This window comes from Pseudactinotalea sp. Z1732 (genome assembly GCF_049724975.1).
In the GTDB taxonomy this organism is placed as follows: domain Bacteria; phylum Actinomycetota; class Actinomycetes; order Actinomycetales; family Beutenbergiaceae; genus CALKWS01.
Genome location: NZ_JBMPQC010000001.1, coordinates 469,849 through 492,352, shown reverse-complemented (window position 1 = coordinate 492,352; position 22,504 = coordinate 469,849). Strand labels below are relative to the sequence as shown.

Sequence of the window (22,504 nt, the reverse complement as noted above, 5' to 3'; positions counted from 1 at the left end):
GTGTGCCCCTCGATCTGTCCAGGACGTCCGCCGCGGCGACGGGCGCTCCCGGGTGGGTCCGGACCTGGATCGAGCGGGCCCGGCAGACCCTCGCCGAGCGGCCGGACCTCGCGGACAGGCTCGTCTGGCAGGGCTACCTCGTGGCGGCGCTGCTGGCGACCGCGACCTATCTGGTCCCCGGCGTCATCTGGTTCGCCCACCCCCCGGGGTCGCAGGGGGCTCTCACCATCGCGGGGGTCACGGCCGTCACTGGGCTCCTCGGTGCCTTCGCCCTACGGCAGCGCCGCAGTCGACCGGTCCGGACCGTCGTGCTCACGACGGCGCTGGCGGTGCTCAACGTCGCGGTCACCGGGGCGCCGGGCGCGACGGTGCTCGGCACGGCGCTGGCCATCCACGCGCTCGCCGCGGCATGGCCACCCGTACGGACCTGGCCGGCCGTCCTCGGCGCGCTCGTCGCGGTGAGCTTCGCGATGTTTGCCGGGCTCAGCCTCGATCTGGGGGGTGTGATCATCGGGCTCAGCAACCTGACCGCCGGCGCGCCGGACCACCCGCCCGGCCCCCTGACCCCGTCCGAGTGGAGCGGTTCTGGCAGGGCGATCGTCGCGAGCGACGCATCCCGTTTCCTCGAGGCGACCCTCGGCGCCTTGCTCCAGTTGACCGCCGTTGTGGCCGGACTCAGCGCCCGAAGCAGGCGTGAGCGGACGATCGCGATGCGGGCACAGGCGCAGGCGCTCGCGCGGGAGCACCGGCAGCACCTCCTCATGGCCCGTACCGCCGAGCGCACCACCATCGCCCGCGAGGTCCACGACGTCGTCGCGCACAGCATCTCGGTCATGGTCGCCCTCGCCGACGGCGCCACCGCCGTCGTCCCCCGGTCACCGGAGCAGGCGCGGGAGGCGATGCAGGAGGTCTCGGCGACCGGCAGGAGCGCGCTCGCGGACATGAAGCGTGTGCTCACGGCGTTGCACGAGACCGCCCCCGACCCCGCCGACGAGGTGGCGGACCTCACGGTCCTGGTCGACCGCTTCCGGGCAGCCGGCCTGCCCGTGACCGCCAGCGGGCTCAATGTCCAGGTCCCCGGTGCGGTCGCACTCGCGATGCGCCGGATCGTCGGTGAGGCGCTGACCAACGTCCTGCGGCACGCCCGCAGCGCCGAGCGGGTCACGCTCCGGATCGTCCGTACCCTCGACGCCGTGGCGATCGAGGTGCTCGACGACGGACGGCCCGCCGGGGCGTCCGACGCGCCGACGCAGGGGAGCGGACGCGGCCTCGTGGGGATCGGGGAACGCGCCGCGATCCTCGGCGGGAGCTGCGAGGCCGGGCCGCGGCCGGGAGGCGGGTGGCGCGTCGCGGTCACCCTGCCGATCGGGGCAGGACCCCACGACGACGGGAGGCGCGATGACGACGATCCTGCTGGCCGATGACCAGGCCCTGCTCCGCAAGGGCTTTCGCATGGTGCTGGAGTCCGAGCCGGACCTTCGCGTGGTCGGAGAAGCCGCCGACGGTCGGGTCGCTGTCGACCAGGTGGCGTCCCTCGGCCCTGACGTCGTCGTCATGGACGTCCGGATGCCCGGCGGCGACGGGATCGAGGCGACCAAGCGGATCGTCGCCGCGCACCCCGCGACGCGGGTGCTGGTGCTGACGACCTTCGACCTCGACGAGTACGCCTTCGGGGCGCTGCGCGCGGGCGCGAGCGGGTTCCTGCTTAAGAATGCCGAACCGGCCGAGCTGGTCGCCGCCGTCCGGGCCGTGGCAGCCGGGGAGGCCGTGGTGGCCCCGCGGGTCACCGAACTGCTGCTGGCGATGTTCTCCGCCCGGCTCCCCACTACCCCGGCTGAGCGCGACGTCGACAGGCGAGACCCACGCCTGTCCGGCCTCACGCCGCGTGAGGCCGACGTCCTGCGGTTGGTGGCTTCGGGGCTGTCGAACACCGAGGTCGCCGAACGTCTGCACCTGTCCACCACGACCATCAAGACCCACACCGGCCACCTACTGTCCAAGCTGGGCCTGCGGGACCGGGTACAACTGGCGATCTTCGCCTACGAGAGCGGCCTGGTCCGGGTAGGCGGCAGTTGACTTCCGGCGGTCCGCTCGGACGGCGAGAACCCAACTCAGAAGTGCACCAACGCACCGATCGCGAACACCGAAGCCGCCAACGACGCGCAGACGAACTCGATGATCATCCCCAGCCCCATCGACTTCATCGCCTCCACGGACGAACGCAGCGCTGCCCGGAGGTCGCGCCGGCGGTACCATTCCGCGGCCAGGAGCCCGATGGCGAAGCCGAGGAACAGCCCGACGACCGGAATGACGAACATGCCCACGATGGCGCCGGCCACACCGACCAGGACCGGCGTGTTCGGGATGCGTTCTCGACGCATCTTCCGGCCGGTCAGGATCAATGAAGCGCTCATTCCCGCCAGGGCGAGCACCGCGCCGATGATGCCGGCCGTCCACGAGGCACCCGACCCCAGGATCCAGGCCCAGCCGACGACGGTGATGAGAGTCAACGCTGATCCGGGCAGGATCGGGAAGATCGTGCCCAGCACCGCCACCGCGAGCAGCAGCGCAGCCACGACGGTGACGATCACGTCCAGTGTGGTGGGATCCATCGTTCAGGTCGTCCGCGCGGCGGCCGGCGCCTGGGTGGTGCCATAGGTGGCGCCCCAATGGTCCATTTGCTGCACCACCGCACGCAGCGTGGTGCCCAGTTCGGTGAGTGCGTACTCCACCTTCGGGGGCACCTGCGGGTGGACCGTGCGTTGAATGATGCCGTCCTCTTCCAGTTCCCGCAGTTGACGCGTCAGCGTGCGTTCGCTGGCGGTGGGCAGGCGTCGGTGCAACTCGTGGGTGCGGTGCACGCCGTGCTCCAGCAGGTGTTTGACGATGGTGAGTTTCCAGGCTCCCCCGAGGACGGCGACCGCGATCTCCACCGGACACACCTGCGCGGCTCGCTCAACCGATGCTCGCACGCTTCCTCCTCTCGGCCACGAATGGCCGTACCGGCACAGAATTTCGGTACTTCCGCCGTCGACGTCGGGCTGTGACAGTAGCAGCATGACGACGACGCCTCCCCACACGTTTCTCTGGGTCAGCGCCCACCCGGAGCCGGCTTCGCTGAACGGGCACCTGAGGCGCGATGCCGCGACGCACCTGCAGGGACGCGGCCACCAGGTGCTGCAGTCCGACCTGTACGCCATGGGCTGGAACCCTGTCCTCGGACCGGATGCCGTGCTCCCACGCCCAAGCCGGTTCAACCCCTCCGACGACGTACGGCGGGCCTACCTCACCGGGGGCCTCGCCCCGGACATCGTGGCCGAGCAGGAGAAACTGCTCGCGGCGGACGCCGTCGTGCTTCAGTTCCCCCTGTGGTGGTACGGGATGCCCGCCATCCTCAAGGGATGGTTCGACAAGGTGTTCCACTCCGGCTTCGCGTTCGGGAAGGACCCGGCCACGGGCCGCCGGCTGCGTTTCGAACAGGGGCCCTTCGCCGGCAAACGCGCCTTCGTCGTCGTCACGCTGGGCGATCGGCCCCGATCGATCGGGCCACGGGGCAAGAGCGGGGAACTGCAGGAGATGCTCTTCGGCCTGCTGCACGGGACCCTCGCCTACACCGGGATGCAGGTACTGGAGCCGCTGGCCGTCCCGAGTGCCGACGTCCTCGACAGCCACGGGTACAGCCAGGTCAGGGCGCACCTGCGCACCCGGTTGGACGCTTTCTTCACCGACGAGCCCATCGCCTACCGGCCGCAGTTCACCGGTCACTACACCCCCGAGTGGGAGTTGAGCGACCACATCCGGCCGGGTGAGACCGGGTTGTCGGTGCACGTGCTGGACCCTGGCGAGGCGGCTGAGGCGCGGCGCCGGGACGCTGCCGATTGGTGCTATGCAGGGTCGTCGATGTAGACGAAGTCGCCGACCTCCCCGAGCCCGACCTGCCACACATCCAGGGTGTAGGGCGCCCAGGCGCAGTCCACGTCGGCCTCCCACTCGATCTCGATCCACACCCTGGTGGGGTCGGCGTCCAGGTCAGCCTGGACGATGCTGCGCTCGGTACAGCTGTGGTAGCCGGTGACCAGCAGAAAGGCCGTGCTCGGATCCGCGTCCTGGACCGCCAGGAGTCCGGGGCCGGACTCGTCGAAGTCGGCCAGCGCCGCAGCCAGGCCGTCAAAGGAGTTCTGGTGCCGCACCGGCCCGGAGAAGTGCGACACCACCGCCTCCATCGCGTCACGGTCGACGGTGTTCTCATCCCAGGTAGCTAGGAGGTCACCGACCGCCGTCGGTCGCGCCGGTTCCGGGGCCGTCGTGCTGGAACCGGTGCCGGAGGTGATCGGAACCGAGCCGGGGACTTCGCCGCCGGTGAGGCTGAGGGGCACGGCCCACACATCGAGGGTGTAGGGCGACCAGTCACACACAGTGTCGGGATCAGGCGAGGCGACCTCGAAAACGACGCGGACGTCGTCGTCCTCGGTGATCACGATGATCGCACTGGTCTCGGTGCACTGGTGGTAGCCGCCGATGACGAGGAAGTGCTCGGTCAGGTCAACCTGATCCAGTTCCACGAACTCGGCCGGATCGGCACCGGGCAACGTGCTCACCCAGTTGTCGACATCGACGGCGGAACCCAGCACCACCGCCTCGGCCAGGTTCACCTGCCCGACCCACTCCCGGCCATGGCCACCCTCGGAGTAGGTCGCGATCAGTTCACCGGCCTCCTGGTGGTCCGCCCCCGCCGCGCCACAGCCGGTGGCCACGCCCAGCACGACAGCAAGCGCTGCCGCGGATCTGATTCGATGCATTGCTCCACCCTCCCTGCATCCCCTATGTGCCGGGGGTGGCGATTGTGACAGCAGGATTCGAAACGCGCTCTGCGCTCATGCCGCAAGGGGTGTGCGTGCCGGTAATGCGAGGCCGTCCTCCTAGGGAGGGCTGAAGTCAGGCTGCCGTCCGGCTTGTTCGCGTGAATCGGTCCGCCCACAACTTCCACTGCCACAACGTGAGTGCCATCGACATCCCGGTGCCAGCGATCGCGCCGACCTTGTTGCGTCGGTAGGCGGCCGTCATTGCGCCGACGAGCGAACCGCTGACCACGGCTGTCAGGGCCAGGATCATCGGCTCCGATTGAGGGTCCCGGGTCCAGGACTCTTCACCCAGGATGGCCCGCGTCGCGAACGAGGACGTTTCGTGAGCCGGCGGGGTTATCACCGGGTTGACCGCCATCCACGCGCCGATGGGCAGGTACAACCACCAGCGCCTCGTCCACAGGGGAACCAACAGCAGTGGGGTGCTCAGGAGCCTTGACCAGGCGCTGATCGGATGAGCGTGCCGCTGGAACAACCAGGCGTAGAAGGTCTCCTCGTGCGGCACGGGTCCAGCCTGATCGTCACGTGGCTTTGCCGCAAGCACCTCACCCCACGAGTTTCTGACGTATCCAGCCGAAACGTCCGGAACGTTACCACTTCGTGATGCCCCGTCCCTTGACTTATGAACTTAAGCGGTTAAGCATAGGTTGTGACGGGTCACCCCCGTCGGCGGTAGCGATGTGGCCGTGACTTACGAGGAAGTGAGGATCCAGAACGATGAGAAGACGTGGACACGGGGCAATTGCCCTGGTTGCTGCCTCGGCCTTGGTGCTGGCAGCCTGCGCGGGGGAGGCCGACGACGTCGATCCGACCCCCGAAGGGGATGGCGGCGCGGGCGCCGAGGTCGATGAGGACACCGACGAGGAAACCGAAGGCCTGGCCGAGGTTGAGGAACTGGTCAGCGAATACCCGCGGGATGAGACCGTGTTCACCAGTGGGCAGCAATGGGGGCCGCCGTCCAGCTGGAACCCGATTACCCAGTCCGGTGAGGCCACCGGAGTGCGCGGCTTGCTGTACGAGCCGCTGTTCATGTTCCACCCCAATTCCCTGGAACTCGAGCCATGGTTGGCCGAAAGTGGGGAGTGGGTCTCCGACGACGTCTTCGAGATCAACCTGCGCGAGGGCCTGACCTGGTCCGACGGCGAGGCGCTCACCGCTGACGACGTGGTCTTCACCATCGAGCTCGGCGAGTACCCCCAGGTTCCCTGGTCGAACCTGTGGAACTGGCTCGATGAGGCCGAGGCCGTGGACGACACCACGGTGCGGTATACCTTCTCCGACCCCCGGTATGAGGAGTGGGACAACTTCCTCTACACCAACAACATCGTGCCCGAGCACATCTTCGGGGACTGGAGCGAGGACGACTACATCTCCAGCCAGAACGAGGACCCGGTGGGTTCTGGTGCCTACCTGTACTCCACCCACGGCCCGGACCGCATGGTGTGGGAACGCAACGACGACTGGTGGGGCATCGACGCGCTGGGGATGGAGATGCCGGCCCAGTACATCGTCGACATCGTCAACCCCTCCAACGAGGTCGCCCTCGGTCTGCTGCTGCAGGGCAACCTGGACCTGAGCAACAACTTCCTGCCCGGGATCAACACCCTGGCCGACAGCGGCCAGGTGGAAACCTACTTCCCCGAAGCGCCCTACATGCTCTCGGAGAACACGGCAGCCCTGTTCCCGAACACCCTGCGTGAGCCGATGGACGACGCCGCGTTCCGGCAGGCGCTGGCGCACGCTATCAACGTGGACCAGATCGTCACCGGTGCCTACGGCAACATCGTCGAAGCCGCACACCCCTCCGGGATGTTGCCGGCATACGAGGAGTTCTACGCCGAGGACGTCACCTCCGAGCACGGTTTCAGTTACGACCCCGACACCGCCCGGAGCATCTTGTCCGACGCCGGCTATGAGGACAGTGACGGTGACGGGTACGTCGAAACACCTGATGGTGAGCCGATCGAGCTGTCCCTGATCGTGCCGGCCGGGTGGACCGACTGGATGGAGGCGGCCCGGGTCATTGCTGAAGGTGCCCAGGAAGCCGGCATCAACGTCGTCGCGGACTTCCCGGACGCCGGAGCGCTGGACGATGCCCGTGCCACGGGTGAGTTCGACCTCCTGCTGAACAACTTCTCGGGTGTGTCCAACACCCCCTGGACCTGGTTCAACTACGTGTTCCACCAGCCCATCCAGGAGCAGATGTTCCCCGGTAACTTCGGCCGGTACGAGAACGACGAGGCCTGGGATCTGGTACAGGAACTGGCCCGTACCGCGCAGGATGACCCCGCCTACATGGACATCATGGCCGATCTGCAGGAGATCACCATGACCGAGTTGCCGATGATCCCGCTCTGGTACAACGGGATGTGGGCGCAGTACAACACGGAGGTGTGGACCAACTGGCCCAACTCCGAGTCCGGTCCGGACTACTTCCCCAACACCTGGGGCGGCGGCTTCCACCAGGGCGGACTGCACACCCTGGCTGAGATCGAGCCGGCAGGCTGATCCGTCGGCGGTGCCCCACCACGAGCGGTGGGGCACCGCCATGGCTGTGGCGCGCTGAAGCGTAGGCGGCGCCGGCACCAGTTGGTGCCGGCGCATCTACCGGCGCTGCCGCCGGAACGTCGCCAGTCCAATCCACCTGAGACGAGGGAACGTGGGACGCTATCTCGTACGGAAGCTCGCGATCTACCTCGCCACGTTCGTCGTGGCGGTCAGCGTCAACTGGGCCATTCCACGACTGATGCCCGGTAACCCGGTGGATCGCATGATCGCGCGGGCCTCGGTGGCCCACCCGGAGGCCATCGGGCCGATGCGGGCGTACTACGAGGGGATCTTCGGGCTCGACCTGCCCGCCTGGCGCCAGTACATCAACTACTGGGCCGAACTACTGCAGGGAAACCTGGGCGTCAGCGTCTGGCTCTTTCCCGCCCAGGTCAGCGACGTGCTGTGGCAGGCAGTCCCATACACGTTGAGCTTGATGATCCCGGCGATCCTGCTCAGTTGGCTGATCGGCAACAAGGTGGGTGCGCTGACCGCACGCCGCAAGATCCTGGACAACACCATCCTGCCGCTGGGCTACCTGCTCAGCGCCACCCCGTACATGTGGGTCGCGATCCTGCTGGTGTGGGTGCTGGGCATCAATCTGGACTGGTTCCCGGTGGCCGGCGGTTATGACTTCTCCCTCCGGCCGACCTGGTCGGTCGGATTCGTGCTGAACCTGCTCACGCACTGGTTCCTGCCATTCCTGTCCCTGTTCCTCGTCGCCCTGGGCGGCTGGGCGATCGGGATGCGCAACGTCATCATCTACGAACTCGAAGCGGACTACGCCAACTACCTCGAAGCCCTCGGCGCCCCGCACCGCCTGGTGCGCCGCTACGCCTACCGCAACGCCCTGCTGCCGCAGATCACCGGGTTGGCGTTGCAACTGGGCACGGTCCTGGGTGGCGCGCTGGTCACCGAAGTGGTCTTCGCCTATCCCGGGTTGGGCTACCTGATCCTGCAGGCGATCCAGAACCAGGACTTCTTCCTGCTTCAAGGTGCCCTGTTGTTCGTGGTGGTCGGCGTGCTCGTCGCGAACTTCATCATCGACCTGGCCTACGTCGTGGTCGACCCACGAACCCGAACCGGAATGCAGGAGGCGAACGCATGAGCACCACACCTCCACCCGTTGCCGGCGCCGCACGGGAACCCACCAAGGAACTTCCCGGCGATGCCCTCGAGGCAACCGACACCGCTGCGGCCACCCCCGGGACGGGGCGAGCGCGCAAGGGCAAGCGCAACGAGACGCTGTACTTCGCTCTGCGCAACCCCAAGGTGGTCGGCGCCCTCGTCGTCGTGCTCGGGCTCTTCGGCCTGGGCATGATCGCCCCGCTCACCTTCGATCACGGCCCGATGGACTACGTCGGCGCAGCCATCGAACCCCCCTCGGCCGAACACTGGTTCGGCACCACGATGTTCGGCCAGGACGTGTTCACCCAGTTCGTGGCCGGTCTGCGGTCCACCTACATGGTGGGTGTCCTGGCGGCCAGCCTGGCCGCAGTGGTGGGGATGACGATCGGGTTCGTAGCCGGTTACCGCGGGGGCTGGATCGACGAAATCCTCAACATGCTCACCAACGTGGTGCTGGTGATCCCCGGCTTCGTGGTGCTCATCGTCATCAACGCCTACCTGGGCGTGCGCAGCGTGCCGCTGCAGGCGCTGTACATCGGATTGTTCTCCTGGCCTTGGGTGGCCCGGGCGGTACGCGCCCAGACGTTCTCGCTACGCGCCCGGGAGTTCGTGGACCTGGCCAAGCTCTCCGGCCTGTCCACCGGTGCGATCATCCGCCGCGAGATCGCCCCGAACATGTACTCCTACCTGTTCATGACCTTCGTGCTGCTGTTCGGCGGATCGATCCTGACCGCCGCGTCGCTGGACTTCATCGGGCTGGGCCCCACGAATGCGATGTCACTGGGCCTGATGATGAACCAGGCCGTGCAGTGGAGTGCGCTGCACCTGGGCATGTGGTGGTGGTTCGTGCCGCCGGGGATCGGTATCACCGCGATCGTCGGATCGCTGTACATCATGAATGTGGGCCTGGATGAGGTCTTCAACCCCAAGTTGAGGGAGACCTGAGATGAGTCTGGACGTCGAAGACCTGAGGGTCTACTACCGCACCCTGTCCGGGGACGTCAAAGCCCTCGACGGAGTCACGTTCTCCATCGCCGACGGCGAGATCATGGGGATCGCCGGGGAATCCGGCTGCGGCAAGTCCACCCTCGGCAAATCCCTGATCCGGTTCGACACCCGGATGCGCCACATCGGCGGCAGCGTGCAACTGGACGGGGAGAAGCTGCCGGTCGGCGACGACAAGGCGATGCGCCCCTACCGGTTCCACGAGATCTCGCTCATCCCGCAGTACGCGATGAGCGCGATGAATCCCACCCGCAAGATCGGCCGGATGATCCGGGAACTGGTCCGCTCCCGCGGGATCTCCTACGAGCAGCTCCTACCCGAACTGCACCGCCGGCTCGAACTGGTGGGGCTGGACACCGAGGTGCTGGCGCGCTACCCGATCGAACTGTCCGGCGGGATGAAGCAGCGCATGGTGCTGGTGCTGTCCACCCTGCTGGACCCGTCCCTGCTGATCGGTGACGAGGTGACCTCCGCGCTGGATGTGTCCAGCCAGAAGGCGGTGGCCCGGGCACTGGTGGAGTTCCGCGACCGCGGCTTCGTGCGCTCGATGATCGTCATCACCCACGACATCTCGGTGCTCTACCAGATCGCCGACACCATCATGGTGATGTACGCCGGGCAACTGGCGGAGAAGGCCTCGGCCGAGACGATCATCCACAACCCCAAGCACCCCTACACCAAGTTGCTCATCGGGGCGCTGCCGGAGGTGGGCGAGCGGTACGACGGCACCCAGCTCGAGGGCATTCCCGGACGCCCGCCGGCGCTGCTGGACCCACCGGCCGGTTGCCGGTTCCGGGACAGGTGCCCACTCGCGCACGACCGATGCGTGGAGACCCCTCCCTTCGTGGAGATCGAACCGGGCCACCAGGTGGCCTGCTGGGCGGTGACGCACTGATGTTGAGCATGCGCGATGTGAACAAGGTCTACAGCGTCGGCACCTTCGGCACCGGCAGTCTGCACGCGGTGAAGAACGTCAGTTTCGACGTCGGTCAGGGTGAAGTGGTCTCGCTGATCGGGGAGTCCGGGTCCGGCAAGTCCACCCTGGGCAAGATGGCGCTACGCCTGACCTCGACCACCTCCGGTCAGATCACCTTCGCCGGAACCGACGTGCTGGGCCTGAACCGCCGCGACCTCCGCGGCTACTACCGCCGCGCACAGGGGGTGTTCCAGGACCCCTTCAGTTCCTACAACCCGATCTTCCCCATCGATCGCACCTTCGATGCCCTGCGGCGAACCAACTTCGCCTCCATGTCCAACAAGGAGTGGCAGGGCAAGGTCGACGACGCGATCAACGCCGTCGGCCTCGAACCCGGGACCGTGCGCGGCAAGTACCCTCATCAACTCTCCGGCGGCCAGTTGCAGCGGCTGCTGATCGCCCGCGCGCTGTTGCTGGACATCGAGTTCCTGGTAGCCGATGAGATCATCTCGATGCTGGACGCCTCCACCCGGATCGACGTGCTGAATCTGCTCGGAGACCTGAAGCAACGCGGACTGAGCATCCTGTTCATCACCCACGACCTATCCCTGGGCAACTACGTCAGCGACCGGGTGGTGATCCTGCACCGCGGCCGGATCGTGGAGCAGGGCGTGACGAGCGCGGTCTTCAGCGAACCCTTGCACCCCTACACCCGCAACCTGCTCGCCTCGGTGCCGCAACTGAACCGGCGCTGGGACGAGGTGGAGGCCGAGGAGGCCGAGCGCTCCGCGGTCCTGGCCGGCCGCTGCCTGTTCCACGAGCACGACGACGCCGCCTCCGCACCCCGCTACGGCACCGTCGAGGTGGCCCCCGGTCACCAGGTGGGCTGCTTCAGCCTCGACGCCGACGAGGTGTGCCCGATGACCGAAGCGAGACGTTCAATGACCGGAGCCGACCGATGACCACCACCCAGTCCGAGCCGACCACCACGGCGCTGGCCGCACGATTCCCCAGGGACTTCGCCTTCGGCGCCGCCACCGCGTCCTACCAGATCGAGGGCGCCGCCCGCGAGGACGGCCGCGGCGTCAGCATCTGGGACACCTTCGCCCAGGTGCCCGGGAAGGTGCTCGGCCAGCAGAACGGTGACGTGGCGGTGGACCACTATCACCGGTTCGCCGAGGACGTAGCGATCATGGCGGACCTGGGATTGACCTCCTACCGCTTCTCCATCGCCTGGCCCCGCATCATCCCCGAGGGCACCGGCGCGGTGGAACAACGCGGGCTGGACTTCTACCGCCGGCTGCTGCAGACCGTCCGGGAGGCCGGTATCGAACCGGTGGCCACCCTGTACCACTGGGACCTTCCACAACCGCTGCAGGACCGCGGCGGCTGGGCGAACCGGGACACCGTGGCCGCCTTCACCCGCTACGCCGAGGTGGCCCATGGCGAGTTGGGTGACCTGGTGGACACCTGGATGACCATCAACGAACCGTGGTGCGCCGCCTTCCTCGGCTACGGCTACGGCGTACACGCGCCCGGCCTGACCGACCCGCGGGCCGCCCTGCGTGCCGCGCACCATCTGCTGCTGGCCCACGGCCGGGCGGTGCAGACCATGCGTGCCCAGGACCAGGCCCACCGGTACGGGATCGTGCCGAACCTGTACGGGGTGGTCACCGGTGACTCCGGGGATCCCGAGGCGGACCGGCGCGCGGCGGACACCGCCGATGTGCTGCAGAACCGGCTCTGGCTCGATGCCACCCTGCTCGGGACCTACCCCGAGGAGGTGGCGGCCCTGCAGGAGCGCTTCGGTGCCGCGGACGCGGTGCACCACGGCGACCTGGAGGTGATCGCACAGCCACTGGACGTCCTCGGGGTGAACTACTACAGCCAACACCACGTGATCGGCACCGAACCGGTGCCGGCCACCGAGCCGGAACAGGCGGGCCAGGAGCACGTGGAGCAGTTGCCGCCACCGCACCCGCGTACCGCGATGGGCTGGAGTATCGAGCCCCACGGTCTGCGGGACCTCCTGATCCGGCTGAAGCGGGAGTGGCCGGTGCCCCCGATCATGATCACCGAGAACGGGGCCGCCTTCGATGACGAACTCATCGACGGTGCCGTGCACGATCACGACCGGCGCGACTACCTGTCCTCGCACATCGAGGCGGTGGCCGAGGCGGTCGAAGCGGGGGTGGACGTGCGCGGTTACTTCGCCTGGTCGCTGCTGGACAACTACGAGTGGGCCTTCGGCTACGACAAACGGTTCGGCATCGTGCACGTGGACTACGCCACCCAGGCCCGCACCATCAAGGACAGCGGCCACTGGTACCGCGATCTGACCACCGCCCACCGCGCCCACCACGCCGACACCTGATCACCGAGCCACCACCCACTGCCCACCATCCCCCGCACGGACCGACGTGGACGCCGCCGGCGCGTCCCGGCCTGCACGTCGGTGCGGTCGCCGGAGCACATCGGAGGAATACCCGTGACCCATCCAGACCCCGCCCGCCGTCGTACCCCGTTGCACTGCGGCTGGCAGTTGCACCTGCTCCACGGCGCCCCGGGCGCCCCGGCGGACCTGCAGCACCAGGCGATCGATGCCGTCGTGCCGGGGACCGTGCACACCGACCTCATCGCCGCCGGCCACCTGGCGGACCCGAACGTGGGCACCCGAGAGGACGAGCAGCACTGGATCGGGGCCTCGACCTGGTCCTACGCGACCACCGTCGCGGCCCCGGCCGAGCCGGGTGAGCGCACCGAGCTGGTGTTCGAGGGCCTGGACACCCACGCCGAGGTGTTCCTGGACGGGGTGCGCCTGGGGGAGACCAAGAACATGCACCGCCGGTTCCGGTTCGATGTGACCGGGCTGCTCATCCACGCCGAACACCGCCTGGAGGTGGTCTTCCACCCGATCATGGCCGAGGTGGACCGGGTCCGCGAGGACGTCGGGATCATGCCGGCGGTGGAGGCCACCCACTACCCGTACGTGCGCAAGATGGCCTGCAACTTCGGCTGGGACTGGGGCCCGGTGTTCATCACCGCCGGGATCTGGCGACCGGTGCTGCTGGACACCTGGTCGGTGGCCGCACTGGACGATCCGGTGCCGCTGGCCACCCTCGACGGCGACGACGGGGTGCTCCGGGTGGCCGCCACCGTGCGGAGCACCGGAGCCGAGGAAGATCTGCAGGTGCGGGTCCGGGTCGATGCCCACCCGCACAGCGGGGGCGGGGACCTTCCGGGGGACGGGGCCGGGGGGCACGACGGCGGTGACCACCCGGGTGCACATCGCACCACCGCGGAGGTCCGGGGGGACCGCGTGGAGACCGAGGTGCGGGTGCCCCAGGTGCGTCCCTGGTGGCCGGTGGGGATGGGGGAGGCGACCCGCTACCCGGTCACCATCGAGGTGTGCACGGCCGACGGTCAGGTCCTGGACCGGGTCGAACGCCGGGTGGGCTTCCGCACCGTGGAACTGGTGCAGGAGCCGGACGCCCACGGCGTGGGTTTCCAGACCGTGATCAACGGCCGGCCCGTCAACGCGCGCGGCTTCAACTGGATCCCGGACCTGCCCTTCCCGTCGGCCATCGGCGCCGAGCGGTACCGCCGGCGGCTGGACCAGGCGCTCGCAGCCAACGCGAACACACTGCGGGTGTGGGGTGGGGGGATCTTCGAGCCGGCGGAGTTCTACGACGCGTGCGACGAGCGCGGTCTGATGGTGTGGCAGGACTTCCTGTTCAGTTGCGCCGCCTACCCCGAGACCCCGTGGTTCCGCGAGGAGATCGAGGCCGAGGCCCGCCAGGCCATCACCGACCTGTCCCACCACCCCTCGCTGATCCTGTGGAACGCCAACAACGAGTGCCTGATGGGGTACGACGAGTGGGGCTGGAAGGAGATCCTGGACGGGCGGCCCTGGGGCGCGCACTACTACGGCGAACTGCTGCCGTCGCTGGTGGCCGAACTGGACCCCTCCCGGCCCTACATCCCCGGCAGTCCGAACTCGGGGGACCTGACCACCTCCCCGAACGCCGACGAACGCGGCCCCTCGCACCTGTGGGACGTGTGGAACGAGTTGGACATGGTGGCCTACCGGGACCGCACACCGCCCTTCGCCGCGGAGTTCGGGTTCTGCGGACCGCCCACCCACGCCACCCTGCGCGCAGCCGTCCCCGAGGGGGAGCTGACACTGGACAACCCGGTGGTGCGCCACCACCTGCGCGCGGAGAACGGGGTGCACAAGCTGAACAGCCGCATCGGTGAGCACTTCCCTGCCGTGGCTACCGACGACGACTGGTTGTGGATCGCCCAGCTGCACCAGGCCCGCGCGCTGATCCTGGGCGTGGACCACCTACGTTCGTTGCCGCGGTGCACCGGGGCGTTGGTGTGGCAGCTCAACGACTGCTGGCCGGTGATCTCCTGGGCCGCGGTGGACTCGGAGGAGCGGCTCAAGCCGCTGTGGTACGCCCTCCGTTCGGCCTTCGCGCCGCAACGCCTGAGCGTGCAGCCACGCGATGGGGCTCTGGTCCTGGCTGCTGTGAACGATTCCGGGCAGGCCTGGAGCGTCACTGCGACGGTGCGCCGGGTGGCCTTCGACGGCACCGAACACGCCAGCACCGAGGTTTCCCTCGAGGTTCCCGTCGCCGGTACGGCGCAGGTGGCCCTGCCGGCCCAGGTCGCCACACCCGGGGACGAGCGCGCCGAACTGCTGGTGATCGAGGCCCCGGGTGCGGAGCGCACCACGTGGTTCTGGGCCCGTGACACCGAACTGGCCTACCCGCGCGCCGGCTGGGACACCCAGGTGCACCAGGCGGAGGACGGGGTCGACCTGGTGGTGACCGCCGAAACGCTGGTGCGGGACCTGACCGTCTTTCCCGACCGGCTGCTCGATGCCGACGGCGACCCGCTGCCGGCGTCGGCGGTGGCCTCCCGCGCGCTCATCACGCTGCTACCCGGAGAGGCCACCCGAATCCGCATCCTCGGCGCCGGCCCCGAGCACGCCGAGGCACTGATGACCCGCCCGGTGCTGCGCGCGGCAAACGACATCGAGGAACTGGCCCCGGCTCGCTGATCGGCCGGGCCGGCAGGGAAGCCGGAGAGGGCGTCGGGGCGGGGCGCAGCAGGACCGTCCCGGCGCTAACCGCCCAGGTTGTGTGCCGGCACCCAACCCGGTGCCGGCCCGGTGGTCCCGCGCAACACCATCTGGCTGGGTGTGAGTTCCTCGGTGGTGTCGGTACCACCGCGAATCAGGTGCAGCAGGGCCTGCGCCGTGCGGATCCCGTACTCCACCGGGTGCCGGTCCACCGCGGTAATCGCCGGACGCGAGACCGAGCACAGCAGCGAGTCGTCCCAACTGATCAGGGACAGGTCCCCGGGCACGCTGACCCGCGCCTCCTCGGCCGCCTGGAGCGTGCCGACGGACATCAGATCGTTGGAGCAGGTGATCGCGCTCGGCACCGGCCCGGTGCGCAACTGTTCCGAGATCAGGGAATGCGCCCCGGCCATCGTGTAGTCACCCTCGATCACCTTGATGCTCATCCCCCGCCGCTCCGCCTGCGCACCAACCTGGGCCAGACGGTGCCGCTCGTGCATCATGCGCAACGGTCCGGTGAGGTAGGTCAGGTATCGGTGTCCCAGAGCGGCGAACGCGTCCACGATGAGTTCCGCGACCGCCCGGTCATCGGTCTCGATGCTGCGGATTGTCGAACTGGTCGCCGGACCACCCTGCAGCACCGCCGGCAGGCCGAGGCGGGTCAGCAGCGGCAACCTGGGATCGTCCACGTGCTCATCGAAGAGGATCACCCCGTCCACCCGGCGTTCGGCCGCCCAACGCGAGTAGATGGCCAGGTCCGCACCGGACTGCGGGCTGACCATCCGCAGTGTCAGGGACATGTCCGCCTCGATCAGCACATGCTCGACCCCGGCGATGATCTGCATGTAGTAGGGCTCGGTGCCGATCATCTCCGGGTCACGGGAGAGCACCATCCCGATCGAACCGGTGCGCGCCTTGGACAGCGCTCGCGCCGATGAGCTCGGGTACCACCCGAGGTCCCGGGCCAGGGCCTGCACCCGGTCACGCGTCTCCTGGCTCACTCCCGGCCGGTTGTTCAAGGCGTAGGAGACCGCTGCCGGCGACAGGCCCAGACGGCGGGCCAGATCGGCGATCGTCAGGCGGTTGCCGTTGCTCACTCGGTTACTGTCCCACGGCCGGGCGCGAGGATGCTCGGAATCGGCTGGATGACAGTAGTCATGGCGCAGGCTGGGGCCCGCTCGTTACGCTGGGGGAGTGAATGTCTGGGAGTTCATCGGCTCGTACTGGTGGCTGGTCTTCCCGCTCGGCGGGATCCTCACCGGGGTGGCGGGGGGCTGGGCCCGGGCCGTGCGCCGTTGGGATGAACGCCGGCGCAAGCACAAGCTGGAGCTCGCCAGGATCAAGTACGGGAACCGGCCGCCCGTCGCCGACGGGGCACAGGGCCGCGGACGTGGCCCGGACCGCGCGGCCAGGGCGGAGCAAACCGCCGCCCGGCGCAGCGAGGCCCAGCGGCTGATCGCCGAGCATCAGGAGATCGACCAGCGCTGGCTGTCCTACGAGCTCGACCTGGCCAAGCTGATCGACTTCCCGGTGATGAGTGACATGCGCGAACCGGTGACCGTGGAGTTCCACCGGGCCAAACGCACCGCCGACGGCCTGCGGCCCGAGGATCCGGCCCGATTGGGCGAGGAGCAAGCCCTGGCCGACTACCGGGAGGCCGTGCGGGAGTACGCCATCAGTTTCGAGATCGCAGAGCGGGAGGCCAAACGGCGCCGGTCCACCGACTTCTCCCCCGAGGAACGGCGCACCCTGGAACGGGCGAAGCAGTTCCTGGCCCTGGCCGAGGACTCCGCGGCCACCAGTGCCGAACGGCAGCAGGCCTACCGGCGCACCCAGCACGAGCTGCTGGGTCTGATCGCGATCCCCGATGCCACCGACGACGCGGTCCGCCAGCGCATCGCCGGTGCGCTCGATGCGCCCTCCGGGCCCGCCCGGGACGCCCAGCAAGCCTGAGGTGGGGTCAGAGCGCGGCCTTGGCCTGCACCTGCCGCTTGATCCGCCACAACATACCGGCCATGCCGCGCAGGCGCAGCGGACTGACCGCCTCTCCCAGGCCCAACTGGTCCGAGACGTCGGCCGGCACGTCCAGGACCTCGGCCACAGTCAGCCCGTCCAGACCTTCCTGCAAGATCCCGGCGAAGCCGCGCGTGGTGGGTGCTTCGGGAGGCGCGGAGAAGAACAACCGGACCACGCCGTCGTCCCCGGTTCCGTCCACCTCGGCGACCAGGAACAGCGGCGACTGACACTCCGGAACCGGTTCGAGCAGTTCCGGATGGTCGCTGTAGCGCTCGGGCAGCGGCGGCAAACCGCCGGAGAACTCCAGCAGCAGTTGCAGCCGGTCCGGGACGGTGAGCGCGTTGAAGTCGTCCACGATCTGGGCCATGGCGGGAGGCAATGACACGGGCGTTCCTTCGATCAGACGGGAAAGGTGGCCACGTCCGATCATCTCACCTGTGCGCCCCGGGGCGCTCGCGGGCTGGTGCGCTCGCGGGCCGGCTCAGCGCCCGGGGACCTGCCCCGGTTCGGACCCGACCGCGATCGGCACCCGCACGGCATTGCCCCACTCGGTCCAGGACCCGTCGTAGTTGCGCACGTCGGGGAACCCGAGCAGGTACTGCAGCACGAACCAGGTGTGCGCCGAACGCTCCCCGATGCGGCAGTAGGCGATCACCGGCTGCTGTGGGTTCAGGCCCTTCTCGCCCCGGTAGATCTCCTCGAGTTCGGAGCGGGTGCGGAAGGTGCCGTCCTCATTGGCCGCGCGTGCCCACGGGACCGACTCCGCCCCCGGGATGTGCCCACCGCGCAGGCTGCCCTCCTGCGGGTAGTCGGGCATGTGGGTCTTCTCCCCGGTGTACTCCGGCAGCGAGCGCACATCGACCAGTTGCCCACCGAGGAAGTCCAGCACGTCGTCCTTGTAGGCCCGGATCGCCGAGTCGTCGCGCTCGATCACCGGGTAGTCCACGGGTTCGGGACTGGGCACCTCGGTGGTGAACTCCCGCTCCTGCGCCACCCATGCGGCCCGTCCGCCGTCGAGCAGGCGCACGTCCTGATGACCGAACAGGGTGAACACCCACAGGGCGTAGGCCGCCCACCAGTTGTTCTTGTCGCCGTAGATCACCACGGTGTCCTCGCGGCTGATCCCGTTGCGGCCGAGCAGGTCGGCGAAGCCCCGCCCGTCCACGTAGTCACGGGTCACCGGGTCGTTCAGGTCGGTGTGCCAGTCGATCTTGACCGCGCCGGGAATGTGACCGGTGTCGTAGAGGAGCACGTCCTCGTCGCTCTCCACCACCGCCAGGCCGGGCCGGCCCAGATTGTCGGCGAGCCACTGGGTCGACACCAGCTTCTCGGGGCGGGCGTAGGCGGCGAACTTGGGGTTGTCGTCAAAGGGCAGAGTCATGGGTGCCTCCTGGAATGGACGGGGTCTGCACCGATCCTCTCATCCACGCCGCTGCCCCGGGAACGTGGGGGCGGCGGTGCTCACGTGCTGGACGACAGCGCCTTGCGGTACAGGAGCAGCCGGCAGGGCATCGCGAGCAGTTCGCCCAGCCCGGGATAGCGGGCGGTCACCTCGACCTCGCCGGAACGGGCATAGCCCAGGCGCTCGTACCAGCGGCCCAGTTCGGCCTTGCCGGCGTGCGGCCGGTCGGTGGGGGTGAGCACCTCGATCTGCATCGAGGTGGCGCCCGACTCCCGCGCCAGGTCCTCCACCGTCTGCACGAGCCGGCGGCCCAGCCCCACGCCGCGGGCCGTCGGTGCCACCGCGAGCATGCCGAATGAGGCGACCTCACCCTGGCTGCTGGAGTGCACGGCGGCGACGATGCGCCCGCCGTCGACCGGCTGGGCCACGACGAGCGAGCCGGCGGCTATCGCGGCGGTGACCTGCCCCGCGTCGGTGCGGGTGGCACCCTCCCGCCAGAACCCTGCCTCGGCCTCGGTGTAGACCTGGTTGGTCAGGGTGGTGACGGCCTGCACGAGACCGCGATCGCCGGCCTCGGCCGGCACGAGCGGGCGGATCAGCGCGTCCGGGCGCGGGGCTGAACTGGTGGCCACACCCGAACGGTACGCCACCGTCACGGGCCCGGTGCCCGAGCGCCGGAAGATGCGCTCCGGCGGCACCCGTGCACACAATGGCGACCATGTATGACGTTGGATTCATCGTGGGAAGCCTGTCCGAGGAATCGATCAACCGGAGGCTGGCCGCCGCCATCGGGCACCTCGCCGGTGATCGGATGAGATTGACCGAGATCGAGATCGGTGACCTGCCCGTGTACAACCGCGACCTCGATGACGACCTGCCCGGCCCCGCGAAGCGGCTGAAGGATCAGATCGAGGGCGCCGACGCGGTGCTGTTCATCACCCCGGAGTACAACCGGTCGGTGCCCGCGGCGCTGACCAACGCGATCGAGTGGGCGTCCCGTCCCTTCGGGGAGAACTCCCTGACCGGCAAGCCCACCGCCGTCTGTGGTGCCTCCCCGGGCGCCGTCGGCACCGCGGTGGCACAGCAGGACCTGCGCTCGATGCTCACCTACTCCGACTCCCCGCAACTGCAAGCCCCGGAGATGTACTTCCAGTACACCGAGGGAACGATCGACGAGGACGGCACCATCCATGACGATGATGTGCGGCACGTGATCAGCGAGTTCGTCGACGCGTTCGCGCAGTTCCTGGACGAGCAGCGCTCGATCTCCTGACCTGAGTCGGCTGAGCACCTCCTTCCGCTCAGGCCGCCACCGACTCCAGCGCCAGCAGCCTCTCCTTCGCCGGCAATCCACCGCGGTAGCCACCCAGGGAGCCGTCGGAGCGCACCACCCGGTGGCAGGGCACCACCACCGGCAACGGGTTGGTCGCGCAGGCGCTCGCGGTTGCACGCACCGCCCGTGCCCGTCCGGACCGCGCAGCCAGGGTGGTGTAGGTGACGCGCTCCCCGAACTCCACCGCCCGCAGTTCATCGAGCACCTCCCGGCGGAATCCCTTGGTCAGGGACAGGTCCACCTCGACGCTGAACTGCCGCCGCCGGCCCTCGAAGTACTCGGCGACCTGTGCCCGCACCGGTGCCAGCCGCCCGGGTGCGCGCAGGATCCGGGGGCTGATCCGTTCGGCCAGGTTCGTCAGCACCGCGTCGTACCCCTCGGTCTCGAACGCCACGCGCACCAGACCCCGTGGTGTGGCAGCCAGCAGCAGGCCCCCGATCGGGGTGTCCACCACGTCGTAGCCCACGTCCAGCGATCCGTCGTGATCGGCGCGCTCGGCCAGGTCGTCGAGCAGCCGTGCCAGTGTGGCCGGTTCCACGGTTCCGCGGATCGCCTCATCCAGAGCGCGAACGCCGGTGCGCTCCGGAGGGCTGTCGGGACCGGCGGGCCGGGCACCACTGTTGATGTGGTGGGTGGTCATCGTGCCTCCTCGAGGTAGTGCCTGCGCAGCGCGGCGACTCCGTCGGCGCAGGCGCGTCGCGCCGCGGCCGGGCTGCCGCCGAGGATCGCGGCGACCTCGGCATGGGGCAGCCCGGCGATGTGGTGATAGACGACGGCGTGGCGCTGCTTGTCCGGGAGGTCCCCCAGCGCCTCCCACAGGTCGCGCTCCCACCCGCCGGGCCGGTAGTGGGCACCGGGGCGTTCGGGGATGACGGCGGTGGGACGGGCCTGGCGGGACGTGCGCCGGATGTGGTCGATCGCCTTGCGGCGAGCGATCGTGACCAGCCACGCCTCGAGGTTGGCCCCCTCGTCCAGGTCGGGGTAGGCACCCAACGCGGCCAGGAACGTCTCGGACCAGGCGTCCTGGGCGTGATCGGGGCCGAGCAGCGCGGTGCACACGCGCAGCACGGTGGCCCCGTGGCGAGTCACCACCTGCTCGAACGGAACAGTCGTCATACCCGGTAGACGCACCCGGAGGCGTGGATGTGAGGTTGCCGGTCGTGCGGTGCCTCAGCCATGCCGAGGCTCGAGGAGGTCGGCGAGGTCGGCGAGGACGGGCACCTCGGCATCGGGCCTGGATGAGTCGGCCACGACGCGCTCACCCAGGGGCGCGTCCAGGCGCACGGTGTAGAACATGGCGGTGATCACATCGGGGCAGTTCAGCCCGCCCCACCGGGTGGCGTTCGGGGTGGTGGTGCGGGCGGTCAGGGTCACGGTGTTGCGGGACTCACGTACCTCGATCCCGGTCAGTTCGTCGCATTCGGTCACCTCGGCGCGCACCATCAGGTCCCGACCGTTCTCCTGTGTGGGCGCCACCGAGACGATCGTGCCCGTGCCGGGCACGGCGAAGCCGACCACCAGGGCGTAGGTGATGATCGCGACCACGAACAGGATCACCACGCCGATCGTCGAGAGCGTGAAAGCTCGAACGCGGCGTCGCTGCTCGTCCTGCAGCCGGGGAACGGCGGTGGCCATGCCCCCATGATCTCACCCGACCTCAAGGACAGGCGGGCCAGCGGGTGCGGGTCAGGCCGATTCCCAGGGGTAGTCGTGGCGCAGGAACGCCTCGCGCAGTGCGTCCTTGGAGCCCTCGACCTCGCCGTGGAAGAGTTCACGGCCGGTGGCGCTGAGGATCACGATGTTGCTCCCCTTGCGGCGCACGCCGTCCACCTTCTCCCGCTCGATCACGGTCACCTCGTCACCGGAGCGGATCTCGATGCGCTCATCGGTGAGGGTGAGCACCGGTGACACCCGGAGCACGAACAGCGCCACCAGAAGGCCCAGCATGGCTCCGATAGCGGGCCGGCCCCAGGTGAGCCAGTCGTGGTCGAAGGAGCCGATCAACTGCAGCGGACCCTGGAACGGCATCCACGGCACCTCGGCTGCCCAGTTCGCCAGCAACGGAACCAGCAGGCCCACGCTTAACCCGAGGGCACCGAGGAGCAGCACGGTGAGCCAGCGGTCAGCCGGCCCCAGCCCGCCCACCCGGGTCGCGCCGTCGGGCACGGAGGAATCCTCGGAACTCACCCCCGCATGCTAGTGGTACGCG

The 22,504-nt window shown here is 68.9% G+C and carries 24 protein-coding genes; 12 read left to right on the top strand and 12 right to left on the bottom strand.

The window, feature by feature from the left end:
- The first annotated feature begins 2 nt into the window (after positions 1-2).
- On the top strand, positions 3-1,424 hold the full coding sequence (locus tag ACPL7H_RS02330) for a sensor histidine kinase (protein WP_424795532.1): 1,422 nt from the start codon (positions 3-5) through the stop codon (positions 1,422-1,424).
- Entirely contained in the window at positions 1,399-2,076 is a 678-nt protein-coding gene (locus ACPL7H_RS02325) for a response regulator (protein WP_424795531.1), read from the top strand. The genes ACPL7H_RS02330 and ACPL7H_RS02325 overlap by 26 nt, the downstream gene beginning before the upstream one ends.
- Positions 2,077-2,111: 35 nt before the next feature.
- Here ACPL7H_RS02325 and ACPL7H_RS02320 read toward each other — a convergent pair whose 3' ends face one another.
- Both ACPL7H_RS02320 and ACPL7H_RS02315 read right to left on the bottom strand, forming a co-directional pair.
- Positions 2,112-2,612: a DUF456 domain-containing protein gene (locus ACPL7H_RS02320; protein WP_424795530.1), complete on the bottom strand. Its 501-nt coding sequence runs from the start codon at positions 2,610-2,612 to the stop codon at positions 2,112-2,114.
- A 3-nt stretch (positions 2,613-2,615) separates the two neighbouring features.
- Positions 2,616-2,972 (bottom strand): winged helix-turn-helix transcriptional regulator, encoded by a 357-nt coding sequence (locus ACPL7H_RS02315; RefSeq protein ID WP_424795529.1) that lies wholly within the window; start codon positions 2,970-2,972, stop codon positions 2,616-2,618.
- Between the two features lie 85 nt (positions 2,973-3,057).
- Between ACPL7H_RS02315 and ACPL7H_RS02310 the strand changes: the two genes are divergently transcribed.
- A complete protein-coding gene (locus ACPL7H_RS02310) occupies positions 3,058-3,906 on the top strand; it encodes an NAD(P)H-dependent oxidoreductase (protein WP_424795528.1) in 849 nt (282 codons plus the stop codon).
- Here ACPL7H_RS02310 and ACPL7H_RS02305 read toward each other — a convergent pair.
- Together ACPL7H_RS02305 and ACPL7H_RS02300 are read right to left on the bottom strand one after the other, a co-directional pair.
- Positions 3,885-4,799, bottom strand: coding sequence for a hypothetical protein (locus tag ACPL7H_RS02305; RefSeq protein ID WP_424795527.1), 915 nt, complete (start codon positions 4,797-4,799; stop codon positions 3,885-3,887). The genes ACPL7H_RS02310 and ACPL7H_RS02305 overlap by 22 nt on opposite strands.
- Before the next feature lie 136 nt (positions 4,800-4,935).
- Positions 4,936-5,367: a DUF6653 family protein gene (locus ACPL7H_RS02300; RefSeq protein ID WP_424795526.1), complete on the bottom strand. Its 432-nt coding sequence runs from the start codon at positions 5,365-5,367 to the stop codon at positions 4,936-4,938.
- Positions 5,368-5,579: 212 nt separating this feature from the next.
- Here ACPL7H_RS02300 and ACPL7H_RS02295 point away from each other — a divergent pair, with 212 nt between their 5' ends.
- The 7 genes from ACPL7H_RS02295 (at position 5,580) to ACPL7H_RS02265 (ending at position 15,523) form a co-directional block, all read left to right on the top strand.
- Positions 5,580-7,370 (top strand): ABC transporter substrate-binding protein, encoded by a 1,791-nt coding sequence (locus ACPL7H_RS02295; RefSeq protein WP_424795525.1) that lies wholly within the window; start codon positions 5,580-5,582, stop codon positions 7,368-7,370.
- Between the two features lie 151 nt (positions 7,371-7,521).
- Complete coding sequence (locus ACPL7H_RS02290; RefSeq protein WP_424792228.1) at positions 7,522-8,517, top strand: ABC transporter permease; 996 nt, start codon at positions 7,522-7,524, stop codon at positions 8,515-8,517.
- The gene (locus ACPL7H_RS02285) at positions 8,514-9,482 is read left to right on the top strand and encodes an ABC transporter permease (RefSeq protein WP_424795524.1); all 969 of its coding nucleotides are present in this window, start codon (positions 8,514-8,516) and stop codon (positions 9,480-9,482) included. Before ACPL7H_RS02290 ends, ACPL7H_RS02285 begins: the two co-directional genes overlap by 4 nt.
- Position 9,483: 1 nt before the next feature.
- Positions 9,484-10,437 carry an ABC transporter ATP-binding protein gene (locus tag ACPL7H_RS02280; RefSeq protein WP_424788787.1) on the top strand — a complete coding sequence of 318 codons (954 nt, stop codon included), beginning with the start codon at positions 9,484-9,486 and terminating at the stop codon, positions 10,435-10,437.
- An 8-nt stretch (positions 10,438-10,445) separates the two neighbouring features.
- Positions 10,446-11,420 (top strand): ABC transporter ATP-binding protein, encoded by a 975-nt coding sequence (locus ACPL7H_RS02275; RefSeq protein WP_424795523.1) that lies wholly within the window; start codon positions 10,446-10,448, stop codon positions 11,418-11,420.
- Positions 11,417-12,832 carry a GH1 family beta-glucosidase gene (locus tag ACPL7H_RS02270; RefSeq protein WP_424795522.1) on the top strand — a complete coding sequence of 472 codons (1,416 nt, stop codon included), beginning with the start codon at positions 11,417-11,419 and terminating at the stop codon, positions 12,830-12,832. Before ACPL7H_RS02275 ends, ACPL7H_RS02270 begins: the two co-directional genes overlap by 4 nt.
- Positions 12,833-12,946: 114 nt before the next feature.
- Positions 12,947-15,523, top strand: coding sequence for a glycosyl hydrolase 2 galactose-binding domain-containing protein (locus tag ACPL7H_RS02265; protein WP_424795521.1), 2,577 nt, complete (start codon positions 12,947-12,949; stop codon positions 15,521-15,523).
- A gap of 65 nt (positions 15,524-15,588) precedes the next feature.
- On the opposite strand, the gene ACPL7H_RS02260 is transcribed toward ACPL7H_RS02265, so the two are convergent.
- Positions 15,589-16,641: a LacI family DNA-binding transcriptional regulator gene (locus ACPL7H_RS02260; protein WP_424795520.1), complete on the bottom strand. Its 1,053-nt coding sequence runs from the start codon at positions 16,639-16,641 to the stop codon at positions 15,589-15,591.
- Between the two features lie 97 nt (positions 16,642-16,738).
- On the opposite strand from ACPL7H_RS02260, the gene ACPL7H_RS02255 reads away from it, so the two are divergent.
- Positions 16,739-17,497, top strand: a complete 759-nt coding sequence (locus tag ACPL7H_RS02255; protein ID WP_424795519.1) for a hypothetical protein — start codon at positions 16,739-16,741, stop codon at positions 17,495-17,497.
- Between the two features lie 7 nt (positions 17,498-17,504).
- Here ACPL7H_RS02255 and ACPL7H_RS02250 read toward each other — a convergent pair whose 3' ends face one another.
- The 3 genes from ACPL7H_RS02250 to ACPL7H_RS02240 form a co-directional block, all read right to left on the bottom strand.
- The gene (locus ACPL7H_RS02250; protein ID WP_424788781.1) at positions 17,505-17,990 is read right to left on the bottom strand and encodes a SufE family protein; all 486 of its coding nucleotides are present in this window, start codon (positions 17,988-17,990) and stop codon (positions 17,505-17,507) included.
- 51 nt (positions 17,991-18,041) lie between these two features.
- Positions 18,042-18,941, bottom strand: coding sequence for a sulfurtransferase (locus ACPL7H_RS02245; RefSeq protein WP_424795518.1), 900 nt, complete (start codon positions 18,939-18,941; stop codon positions 18,042-18,044).
- An 80-nt stretch (positions 18,942-19,021) separates the two neighbouring features.
- Entirely contained in the window at positions 19,022-19,594 is a 573-nt protein-coding gene (locus ACPL7H_RS02240) for a GNAT family N-acetyltransferase (RefSeq protein ID WP_424795517.1), read from the bottom strand.
- Positions 19,595-19,680: 86 nt separating this feature from the next.
- Here ACPL7H_RS02240 and ACPL7H_RS02235 point away from each other — a divergent pair, with 86 nt between their 5' ends.
- Entirely contained in the window at positions 19,681-20,235 is a 555-nt protein-coding gene (locus tag ACPL7H_RS02235) for an NADPH-dependent FMN reductase (RefSeq protein WP_424795516.1), read from the top strand.
- A 28-nt stretch (positions 20,236-20,263) separates the two neighbouring features.
- Here ACPL7H_RS02235 and ACPL7H_RS02230 read toward each other — a convergent pair whose 3' ends face one another.
- Genes ACPL7H_RS02230 through ACPL7H_RS02215 form a run of 4 tightly spaced genes read right to left on the bottom strand, consistent with a single transcriptional unit; the run spans position 20,264 to position 22,482 of the window.
- Positions 20,264-20,935, bottom strand: coding sequence for a methylated-DNA--[protein]-cysteine S-methyltransferase (locus ACPL7H_RS02230; RefSeq protein WP_424795515.1), 672 nt, complete (start codon positions 20,933-20,935; stop codon positions 20,264-20,266).
- Positions 20,932-21,411: an RNA polymerase sigma factor gene (locus tag ACPL7H_RS02225; RefSeq protein ID WP_424795514.1), complete on the bottom strand. Its 480-nt coding sequence runs from the start codon at positions 21,409-21,411 to the stop codon at positions 20,932-20,934. Before ACPL7H_RS02225 ends, ACPL7H_RS02230 begins: the two co-directional genes overlap by 4 nt.
- Positions 21,412-21,465: 54 nt before the next feature.
- Positions 21,466-21,930, bottom strand: a complete 465-nt coding sequence (locus ACPL7H_RS02220; protein WP_424795513.1) for a hypothetical protein — start codon at positions 21,928-21,930, stop codon at positions 21,466-21,468.
- A gap of 51 nt (positions 21,931-21,981) precedes the next feature.
- On the bottom strand, positions 21,982-22,482 hold the full coding sequence (locus ACPL7H_RS02215) for a YqeB family protein (protein ID WP_424795512.1): 501 nt from the start codon (positions 22,480-22,482) through the stop codon (positions 21,982-21,984).
- Positions 22,483-22,504: the final 22 nt, after the last annotated feature.